We start from the raw sequence: 10,020 nt of genomic DNA, 5'->3' as shown, positions 1-10,020 counted from the left end.
CGCGCACAAAGCCGACGCCGAGCGGCTTATCGCCGTGGCGCAGGCGCATCCGAAGCAGGTATTTGCCGGAATGTTCCAGATGCGCGTGGAGCCGCGTTACTTAAAGATCAAGCAACTCCTCGCCAGCGCGGACTTCGGCCAGCTCGTGCGCGTGAACTGGATCATCACCGACTGGTTCCGCACCGAGGCCTACTACGCCAGCGGCGGCTGGCGCGCAACGTGGAAGGGCGAGGGCGGCGGCGTGCTGCTCAACCAGTGCCTGCACCAGCTCGACATGCTCCAGTGGCTCTGCGGCATGCCCAAGACCGTCCGCGGCTTCTGCCAGCTCGGCCGCTACCACAACATCGAGGTCGAGGACAACATCTCGACTTACATGGAATGGGCCAACGGCGCGACCGGCGTGTTCATCTCCTCCACGGGCGAAGCACCCGGCACCAACCGCCTCGAACTCTGCGGCACGCGCGGCAAGCTTGTCGTCGAGAACGACAAGATGCGTTTCGCGCGCAACGAGTCGGACATGATCGAGTTCAGCCGGACGTCCAAGAGCGGCTTCGCCAAACCGGAAGCGTGGAACTGCGAGATTCCCTTCGAGCCGGCGACCAACCCGCACGGCATCCTCATCCAGAACTTCGTGGATGCCATCCTCGATCCCGACAAGTCGGCACTCATCGCCCCGGGCGCGGAAGGCATGGGCTCGGTGGAGCTGGCCAACGTGCTGCTTTACTCCTCGCTCATCGGCCAGAGCATCGAACTGCCGATGGACAGCAAGGCCTGGGAGCGCAAGCTCAACGAACTCATCGCCCATTCGCGCCACGAGAAGAAAGTGGTGCAGAGCACGGCGGAGGATTTCACGAAGTCGTTCAACAAGTAGCCGCCGCCGCGCGGCACATTCTCCTTGAGCGAACCCCATTGCTCTGGATATATCGCCCTCCCTCAGCGGGCGCTTCACGCGGGTAGGATGCCGGAGCGGTCAATCGGAGCAGACTGTAAATCTGCCGGGCTAACGCCCTACGAAGGTTCGAATCCTTCTCCTACCACCACCCTTGTTCGGCCTCTGGCAATCGTCCCGGATGCGCCCTGGGTCTCGCCCTTCATTCGGACCCGAGTTGTCGGGCTGCTTCGGCGATCCATGTTGCGTCGGGCGCGGCATACGGGCGGAACACCTCGAGATAGCCTTCCTGTTCGCTGAAGAAGACGGCGCGGTGCAAGCCGAGGCTCGCGGCCCGCTGGCTGTCGCACAAGGCCGCGGAGTCGTTCGCGCTCATTTGAAACAGCACCCTCAGTTCGAACTCGCTCAGCGCCTTGCGGCTCAGGAAGCGATTCACGTTGTTGCACGTGTCGCACACGCCGATGACGTGGATGCCCGTCGCCGGCCCTTCGCAGATGAGCGCGAAGAGCTGCTGGCCGGGATTCGCGGCGCCCTCGCCGCCGAAACCGAAGTCCTCCTCGAAGCGCAGTTTCTTGAAGCGCTGGATGCCGTGGATAAACAGGAACACGTCGGGCCGGCCCGCGTCGCCCGACTCGGAGCGTGACTTGAGTTCTTCCGCCAGCGCCGCGAGTGCGGTCTCCGTTTCAGGCCCGCGCGCGACCACGATCTCGTGCGTCAGTGCGCGGCAGACATCCTCCAATTGCGCGCGTTCCGGCGAGCCCGGCGCTGACGCGTCGAGGATGACGAACCGCGCGGCGTCACGCGGGAACTGCGCCGCAAGCGCGAGGAGCGCGACGGTCACGATGGCTTGCGCGGCCTCATCGCGCTGGCCGACCACAAGCAGGTTGCAGCCGCTCTGCCGCGCGAAGGTCACCTCAGTCGGGCCCTTGATGGAATTCGGCGCGCCGAGCCAGACGCGCGCGGCCGCGGGCGCGGCCGGCGGGCGCGTGGCGATCGCGGCGGCCAGCAACTCGTTGTCACGGACGTCCGCGGGCGCGTTGCCCTCGAAGACGACCGGCGAGGCCGCGCCGCCGGGACGTTGCCGCGCAAGTTCGCGCACGCGCTTGAGTCTCGCGTCGCGGACTTCATCGTCGAGCCACACGGCCTGAAACGGGCTGTTCCCTTCGATGGCTCCGGCCATGTCGTTGTAGATGCCCTCGCCCGGCCGCGTGAGCAGGCGCGGCGCGGGGTTGTTTTCGTCCATGATGAGATACGCGTCGGCCTCGTTGCATTGCAGCGCGACGCGCACCACCATCTGGCCGAGCGTGGCGCGCGCGAGCGTGTAGGCGCCTCCAAGCGTCTGCGACCCGAGCACGACATGGATTCCGAACGCTCGTCCCTGCCGGACGATGCGGTCGAGCAGCAAGGCCGCGCTCTGCGCGATGCGGTCGTCCTCGGTGAAGAATTCCTGGAACTCGTCGATGAGCAGCAGCGAGCGCGGCATCGTCCCCGCGCCTGCGGAACGGCGGTAACCCCGCACGTCCTGTGCGCCCGCGCGCCGGAAGAGTTCGCCGCGGCGGCGCAGTTCCTCGTCAAGCCGCTGCAGCACGCTCAATCCAAATTCGCGGTCGCTTTCGATGGCCACCACGCGCGCGTGCGGCAGCCGGTTTGCCGCGTAACACTGGAACTCGACGCCCTTCTTGAAGTCCACGAGATAGAACTCCACCTGCTCCGGGCTGCACCACAAGGCGAGGTTTGTGATGATGACGTGGAAGAGCGTGGACTTGCCGGAGCCCGTCTTGCCCGCGACAAGCGCGTGTTGGCGCGTCCCCTGGCCGAGTTCGAGATACTGGAACTTCGTCGCGCCCGTGCGGCCGATCGGCACGCGCAATTCGTCCCCGGTGTCGAGCGACCACGTGGCGTCCGCCGCGGGTGCGATATGATCGAACGGCACCTCGACGCGGCTCGCGCTCAGGCTGAGCTCGCCGACCCGCTGGATGAACTGCGTCACGCGCGCGGCGTCGGGCGCGGGTTCGAGCACGAGCTTCACGCCGTCCGAGGTGCGACCGGCCAGCACCATTTCGCCGCCCTTTGCGGTGACGCACACGTTCAGGTCGCGCAAGTCCTCGGCGGTCACATCCACAAGCGGCTGCCGGCGGTCCCAGTGCATGAGGACGAAGACGCCGCAGCGCGGACCGTTGGCGGCGACGCTGAGCAACCGCTTGATCGCTGCTTCGCTGAAGTTCACCGGAAAATCCGCGATGACGAGGAAGTGATACTTCTCCGCGATGGTGCCGGCCTTTTCGTTGTAGTCGGCGATGGTCGCGTATTCGTTGCGGAGATACATCTGGATGACCTTCTCCATGTGCTCGTTGAGCTCCGCGAGGCGCTTCTCGATTTGCGCCGGTTGCGTGCAGATGCGCCCGGTGACCAGCGTTTCGCCGAAATCCGACAGGTGCGTGACGCCCGCGAAATTCTGGCCGAGCCCGACCGGGTCCACGAAGCTGAAGCTCACGCGTCCCGGCGGCGCGCCCGCGAGCAGGTGCAGCACGATGTTGTTGAGCGCGGCGATGGACTCGAAGCGCCCGCCCTGCATGGTCTCGAACAGGATTGACCCGTTGGCAGGGAACGCGAGCAACGCGGGCAACGAAAGCCGCGCCGCGCCGGGCAGTGCGAGCCGGCCGGGTTGCAACGGCACGCCCGCGAGCACCGCGACATCCACATCGAGCCGCCCGAATGGCGCGACATGCGAGAACACTCTCGGCGGGGACCATCCGGCGCCCGGCTCTGATCGCCACGGGGCTTCGGCTTGCGTGAAGCCGCCGGCCGCCTGGATGGCTGCGTAGACAGGCATGGCGCCCGCGTCGAGTTCGAGCTGAATCATCGCCGCCTGCTCTGAAAATTCGCGTGCGAACTGCGCGAGTCGCGCCTCGGAAGCGGCGGCGAGTTCCGCGCGCTGCTGCGACCCGGCGGTCTGGAAGCGTTCGAGTTCGCCGCTGTGAAAGGCCGCGGTCTCGTGCTCGCGCCGGCGCGCGAGCAGGGAGCAGCGCTCGAGCGCGTGCGCCATCTTTCGCTCGGCGGTGGATTGCGCGTCGGCGCGGCGGTGTTCGAGTTCCTCCATGAGTTGATTCCACTCGCTGTTCAACTGCTCCTCGGTCCGCGCGAAGGCGAGTTCAATGTCCTGCACGCGCTGGATCTGGTTGCGCGCGGCCGCCGCGGCGCTCAACGCGTGTGAACAGCGGGCGCGGCCGAGCGCGGCGCCGGTCGCGGCGGCGGCCGGGCGGGCTTGCATCCGGCCAAGGAAGAACAGCGCGGCCATCACGAGCAGGGAGCCGAGCAGCGAGCCGCCGATCGGTCCGGAGGGAACGGGACGCGCCAGCTTGAAGTGGAGATACGCCGCGAACGCGCCGTGCCCGACGACGATCAGCGTCGCCAGCACCGGCACCGGCAGCAGGCGGAACAGCGCGGGCAGCGGTTTTGCCCGGAACGACTCCAGGTCCGACGCCGCTTCCGACCTTTCCTCGTGCGTCTGGTCGAGCAGCAACCGCTCGTCATCCGGCGCGGTTGGGGGAGTTGGTGACTCCGCATCCGTCCCGGCGAACACCCTGCCGAACGGACGGAACGACGCCTCCGCGCGTGCAGCGAGCTGGTCGAGTTCAACGCCGGCGCTCGCGAGCGACTTGTTGAATTCCTCGTTGTCCAGCTTGACGCCGGGCAGGACGGCGTCATGCGTGCGGCTGGCTTGCAGGAGACGCTGTTGGATTCGGAACTTTCGCGCGCCTTCATCCGCGGCAATCACGGCGAGCGCCTGGTTCAGCGCCTGGGTGCGAGCCCGATGGATGCGCGTCTGCCGCGCACAGGCGCGTGTCTCGATCGCCGCGCTTTGCAGACGCGCGGTGGATTCGATTTCGGCGACCCGCGCCGCGTGGGCGGCATCCAGGTCGCGAAGGACCGCAGCGGTGTCGTATTGCTCGCGATGCACGCGGGCCTGATGCTCGCGCTCGAGGGTGTCGCGTCGCGCGGCGGCATCGCGCACGGCCTGGCGCAACTGGCCGAGCCGCTCCAACGCCTCGTTCACGCCGACCGCGTTACTCACAGTCTCTCCTGACTTTGGCCATGATGCCCTCGAGCTTTTCGAGGGCGGTGAGCGCGGAGGTCATGTGCGTTTGCAACGGCTGGACGTAGCGCAATTCGAATTCCTCGCCCCGCGCGTCGCGCCATTCGGCCCTGATCTCGCCCCAATGGCTCGTCATGTCCCGCATGAGCGCGGACAACTGCGCGCGTGTTGCCGCGGGGTTCATTGCGGGCCTCCCGTGGGCTCAGTGCGCTCGACAGCCGCGGCGGCCGGCGGAGAGGACGAAGTCGCCGGCGCGGAATCGTCCTGCGGCTTCGCGGGTTTCGGAGTGGATGGAAATCGTTCAAGATACGATTCGAGCGTGCCGACCGAGAGCGCAAGCGAAGACGCGGCTTCGCGCAAATCGTGCGTGAAGAAGGAGCGGAGCTTGTCCACCTGCTTGGCGAGCGGCCCGGCGTCGGTCTCGAAGCGTGCGATCCATTTCTTCACGCTGGCGACTTTTGCGACGGCTTCGTCGAGCGCGCGTTTGGCCCGTGTGACGGCTTGCAGGTGCGCGGCGGTCGCGTCCTGCATGTTGCTGAGCCGCGCCGAGAAGAGGGCCTGCTGGGCTTCCTCGAGGTCGCGCGCGCGACGCCGGATCTGGCCCTCCCAGTGGGGAAGCCGGTCCGTCTCGAGCCACTGCCGCGTGCGGGCGTAGTCGTCGAGCGCGTCGGACGTGGCGATGCGGCCCTTCTCGGCGAAGACAATCACGCGCGACCGGAACAGGTCGAGCGCGTCGATCGAAAGGACCTTCGCCTGCCGTGGTGAACTCATCGTTGGGCGAGGTAATCCTCGATGCGCTGGGCCTTGCGGAGCAGGTAGGGTGTGTGCTGGCCGGAAACCTCGACGAACTTCTTGAGCGCGCGGATCGTCTGCTCGAACTCCTGCGAGAACTTCTCGTGTTCCTGGTCGCCCCACGTGTCGCCGAGCGAGGCGAAGCGCGCGTGCAGCGAGGCCATGCGGTTTTGAAGGTCGATGTTGAAGCGTTTGAGTTCCTCCGCGAACCGGCGGACGGCCTCGGGATCCATGACGGCTTGTGGCATGGGATGGGATGGGTTGCCGGCGCTGCGCCGGTGGGTTGTGTTGCCACGGAAGCTAACAGAGGAGCCGGCGGCGCGAAAGTTGCAATTCCGGAGCCCTTCCGCACACTGCGCGCACGACCATGAATCCCTACGCCACGCTCGTTTCCGAATACGCGCGCCTCGCGCGCGAAGCCCGCGCCTGGCCGGTCGGCGGATTTCCTCCCTGCCCGCGGCCCGAGATTCGGGCCGACGCGCCGCGCGCACTCATCTTCTCACCGCATCCCGATGACGAGGTGATCATCGGCGGACTCGCGCTCCGGTTGCTTCGCGAGGCGGGCTGGAAGGTCCTTAACGTCGCCGTCACGCTCGGAAGCAGCCGCGAGCGGCAGGCCGAGCGGCTCGCCGAACTCAAGCGATGCTGCGAGTGCATCGGCTTCGGCCTGCTGCAAACCCTGCCGTCGGGTCTTGAAAGGGTGAACGTGAGTTCGCGAACCTCGGAACCCGCGCACTGGGCGCAGTGCGTCGAAATCATCGCCGACCTGCTGATCGAGCACCGGCCGCGGGTGATCCTCTTCCCGCACGAGCACGACTGGAACAGCACGCACATCGGCACGCATCACCTCGTGATGGATGCGTTGCGGACGCTTGGGCCGGAGTTCAGCACGAGCCTGGTCGAGACCGAATTCTGGGGGCAGATGGCCGCGCCGAACCTGCTGGTCGAGATCAGTCCGCGCGACCTCGGCGACCTGATCACGGCGCTGACGTTTCACGTCGGCGAAGTGCGCCGCAATCCCTATCACCTGTCGGTTCCCGCGTGGATGATGGACAACGTGCGGCGCGGCGCGGAAGTGGTCGGCGGCCAGGGCGGTGCGGCGCCGGAATTCCCATTCGCCACGCTCTACCGGCTGAGGCGATGGCAGGGCGCGTCCGTGCACGACGTGTTGGATCACGGGCGCGCACTCGCGGCGGTGGAGAATGCCGCGACGTTGTTCGGCGGTTGAGCTTCCGAACGACGAAGGCTGGTGGCTTGTGGCACGCGTCAGGCCGCGGTTTCCGCCGAAAGGTCCAGGCGATCGAACAGCAGGCCGAGCACCCACACGCCCGCGCCGGCCATGGCGGCGAGCGCGCCGCGTGTGGGCGGGATGATGCCGGAAAGACAGCGCAGCGTGGTGGTTTTGCCCGCGCCGTTCGGGCCGACGAGCCCCATCACTTCGCCGGGGTTCACGGTGAAGGACAGGTCCGTGACGGCCGCGAAGTCGCCGTAGAGCTTGGTGAGATTGATGACCTCGATCACGGCGTTCTCATTTCCGTGGCGTGTCCTTGCGAGGGAAGAGCGCGGCGGGTTCGCCGAGCGCGTGGCCCGCGGTGAGTCCGCCCCATCCCGCTTCGTCGAATCGCGCCGGCGCCGCAGGCAGTCCGAGTTGCGCGTGAATCTTCGCGCTCGTGCCGGGAATGAATGGCAGGAGCAACACGGAGAGCACGCGGCAGGTTTCGGCGAGGTTGTAGAGCACTTCATCGAGGCGCGCGGATTGGGCGGGATCCTTCGCGAGTTTGAAGGGCGCCGTCTGGTCCACGTATTGGTTGGCGCGGGTGACGAGTTCCCAGATGGAGAGCAGCGCGGCCTGGAGCTGGTTGTCCTTGAGATGCGCGAGCGTTGCGTGGACGGCGCGCGCGGCGTCGGGCGCGAGTTCGTCGTGGCGGGCCGGGACGATGCCGTTGCGATAACGCTTGAGCATCGAGAGCGAGCGGTTGACGAGATTGCCGAGGCCGTTGGCGAGTTCGGCGTGGTAACGGGCGGCGAAGCCCTCGTCCGTCCAGTTGCCGTCCGGTCCGATGGCCAGCTCGCGCACGACGAAAAACCGGAAGGCGTCCACGCCCCACTCGGCCACGACGGCGACGGGGTCCACGACGTTGCCCGTGCTCTTGCTCATTTTCTCGCCGTCTTTCTGCCACCAGCCGTGGACGAGAATCTGCCCGGGCAGCGCGAGCCCGAGGGCCTTGAGCATGATGGGCCAGTAGACGGCGTGAAACTTGATGATGTCCTTGCCGATGACGTGGATGTCGGCGGGCCACAGGCTCAGTTGGGAGTTCTTGGCCCGCCGTTCCGGGTTGGCGCAGGCCGCAAGGACGGCGGGGTCGCCGTGGTCGGCGGCGGCGCTGACGTAATTCACCAGCGCGTCGAACCACACGTAGTTCACGTAGTCCGGGTCGAAGGGAATCGGGATGCCCCACTCGAGCCGGGCGCGCGGGCGTGTGATGCAGAGGTCGCCGAGCGCCTCGCCGCGGAGGAAGCCGAGCACCTCGTTCCGCCGGAAGTCGGGCTGCACAAATCCGGGATTCGCCTCCAGATACCCAATCAGCCACGCTTGATGCCGGCTCATCCTGAAATACCAGTTCTCCTCCGCGAGTTCCTTCACTTCGCCGTAGATTTCGGGCCACGTGCCGTCGGGGTTGCGGTCCTTGTCGGTGAGAAACGTCTCCTGCCGCACGGAATACCAGCCGCGATGCGCGGCTTTGTAGAGATCCCCGCTCGCGTGAAGCTTGTGCAGCAGCGCGGCCACGACGGACTTGTGGCGCGGTTGCGTGGTGCGGATGAAGTCGTCGTTGCTCAGTCCCACCGTCGCCGCGCATGCCTGCCACTGCACGGCGAGCGCGTCGCAGAATTCCTGCGGCGTCCGGCCCCCGGCTTGAGCGGTCTGCTGGACTTTTTGCCCGTGCTCGTCGAGCCCGGTGAGGAAAAACACCTCCACGCCCATCGCGCGGCGCGAGCGGGCGATCACGTCGGTGACGACTTTTTCGTAGGCGTGGCCGAGGTGCGGCTGGCCGTTGACGTAGTCAATCGCGGTGGTGATGTAGAACCGTTTGCCCATGCGCGGCGGAGTGTGGGCCATGGGGAAGTCGAAGGCAACAGCCGGAGGCTGCGAGCGTCCGGTGGGTGCAATGATTTCAGCGCGTCCCGGCACGCGGCGGCTTGCGCAGGAGCTGGTTGATGCGGGTGAAGACCTCGGGCGGGAAGCCCATCGCGCGCTTGAGCTGGTAGTCCTTCTCCAGGATGTTCGGATTGTTCTCCCACGCGCGGAAGTCGGCCCACGACACGAATCCTTGCATCCACGCCCAGTGGCCGAAGACCGGCACCGGATAATCGCTGCCATGCACCATGCGGCTGAGCACCGGTTCGCGCAGGCACTTCGGCACGACGCTGCCGCGGATGGGGACGTTGAACGCGCTGATGTCCCCGTAGAAGTTCGCGTGCCGCTCGAACATCCCGGCCATCACGTCGAAGTATTGCGGGTCGAACAGCCCGCTCTTGGTCGCGCAATGCGCGGCGATGACGGTGACGCCGCACTCGAGCGGCAGCACCAGCCCGCGCGGGTCCGCGAGGTCGGGGCGGACAACCTCCATCGTGTGTTCGCCCCCCGTGTGCGCGAGCAGCGGCAGTCCCGACTCGGCCATCCGCTCCCAAAACCTCCGGTAGCGCGGCAGGTTGCAGTCGATGTTGTGGCAGTTCGGGAGGATTTTCATCATCACGGCACCGCCCGCGAGGCAGCGGTCGAGTTCCTCCAGGGCGTCCGCGCGGGCGGGATGAATCGAGACCGCGGGAAGGAAGGCCGGGTTGTCGCGCGCGAGCCGGAGCACGTAGTCGTTCGGCACGTAGGCGCTTCCCACGCCCTTCATCAGCCGGCCTTGTTCGTCGTAAACCTGTTCCTGCGCGAGGATGACAATGGCATCGAGCGACGACTCGCGCGCGAGCTGCGCAAGCCGGTCGGCATAGAGGCGGTCGAGATCGCCCTTCAACGCGGACACGGGCAGGCCGATGTGCCGGAGCATCACGGAATAGAGCGGCCATTTCGAAGGCAGCACGCGCACCCAGCAACCCGTGCCGGCGGAGCCATTGCCCACGATGTGAACGTGCATGTCCACGGTGCGCCCGGGGTCGGAGGCGGGACGCTTGGGCATCGGTGAAGCGGCGGGATGCGTGGATTCGGCCATGAGGTCGGGCACTCGGAGCAAGCCGC

General features: G+C 66.9%; 9 protein-coding genes and 1 tRNA gene. 3 read left to right on the top strand and 7 right to left on the bottom strand.

Features of this window, described 5'->3' with window-relative positions; genetic code table 11:
• A partial coding sequence (locus FJ386_10870) for a Gfo/Idh/MocA family oxidoreductase (GenBank protein MBM3877209.1) occupies window positions 1-871 on the top strand: 871 nt, incomplete at its 5' end.
• A gap of 81 nt (window positions 872-952) precedes the next feature.
• Window positions 953-1,040 (top strand) — tRNA-Tyr (locus FJ386_10865).
• 51 nt (window positions 1,041-1,091) lie between these two features.
• Here FJ386_10865 and FJ386_10860 read toward each other — a convergent pair.
• From FJ386_10860 to FJ386_10845, 4 genes are read right to left on the bottom strand one after another with little or no spacing between them, the layout of a single operon-like run.
• Entirely contained in the window at window positions 1,092-4,964 is a 3,873-nt protein-coding gene (locus FJ386_10860; GenBank protein MBM3877208.1) for an ATP-binding protein, read from the bottom strand.
• The gene (locus FJ386_10855) at window positions 4,957-5,169 is read right to left on the bottom strand and encodes a hypothetical protein (protein ID MBM3877207.1); all 213 of its coding nucleotides are present in this window, start codon (window positions 5,167-5,169) and stop codon (window positions 4,957-4,959) included. Before FJ386_10855 ends, FJ386_10860 begins: the two co-directional genes overlap by 8 nt.
• On the bottom strand, window positions 5,166-5,756 hold the full coding sequence (locus tag FJ386_10850) for a hypothetical protein (protein MBM3877206.1): 591 nt from the start codon (window positions 5,754-5,756) through the stop codon (window positions 5,166-5,168). The genes FJ386_10855 and FJ386_10850 overlap by 4 nt, the downstream gene beginning before the upstream one ends.
• A complete protein-coding gene (locus tag FJ386_10845) occupies window positions 5,753-6,025 on the bottom strand; it encodes a WXG100 family type VII secretion target (GenBank protein MBM3877205.1) in 273 nt (90 codons plus the stop codon). Before FJ386_10845 ends, FJ386_10850 begins: the two co-directional genes overlap by 4 nt.
• Window positions 6,026-6,144: 119 nt before the next feature.
• On the opposite strand from FJ386_10845, the gene FJ386_10840 reads away from it, so the two are divergent.
• Window positions 6,145-7,005 (top strand): PIG-L family deacetylase, encoded by an 861-nt coding sequence (locus tag FJ386_10840; GenBank protein MBM3877204.1) that lies wholly within the window; start codon window positions 6,145-6,147, stop codon window positions 7,003-7,005.
• A gap of 38 nt (window positions 7,006-7,043) precedes the next feature.
• Here FJ386_10840 and FJ386_10835 read toward each other — a convergent pair whose 3' ends face one another.
• The 3 genes from FJ386_10835 to FJ386_10825 form a co-directional block, all read right to left on the bottom strand.
• Window positions 7,044-7,298 carry an ATP-binding cassette domain-containing protein gene (locus FJ386_10835; GenBank protein MBM3877203.1) on the bottom strand — a complete coding sequence of 85 codons (255 nt, stop codon included), beginning with the start codon at window positions 7,296-7,298 and terminating at the stop codon, window positions 7,044-7,046.
• 7 nt (window positions 7,299-7,305) lie between these two features.
• Window positions 7,306-8,874 (bottom strand): methionine--tRNA ligase, encoded by a 1,569-nt coding sequence (locus FJ386_10830; protein ID MBM3877202.1) that lies wholly within the window; start codon window positions 8,872-8,874, stop codon window positions 7,306-7,308.
• Between the two features lie 76 nt (window positions 8,875-8,950).
• A complete protein-coding gene (locus FJ386_10825) occupies window positions 8,951-10,015 on the bottom strand; it encodes a hypothetical protein (protein MBM3877201.1) in 1,065 nt (354 codons plus the stop codon).
• Window positions 10,016-10,020 lie beyond the last annotated feature (5 nt).

The sequence above is a fragment of the Verrucomicrobiota bacterium genome, assembly GCA_016871675.1.
Taxonomy (GTDB): Bacteria; Verrucomicrobiota; Verrucomicrobiia; order Limisphaerales; family VHCN01; genus VHCN01.
Note: the sequence above shows the minus strand (reverse complement) of the source record. Positions and strands in the feature narration are given on the sequence as shown.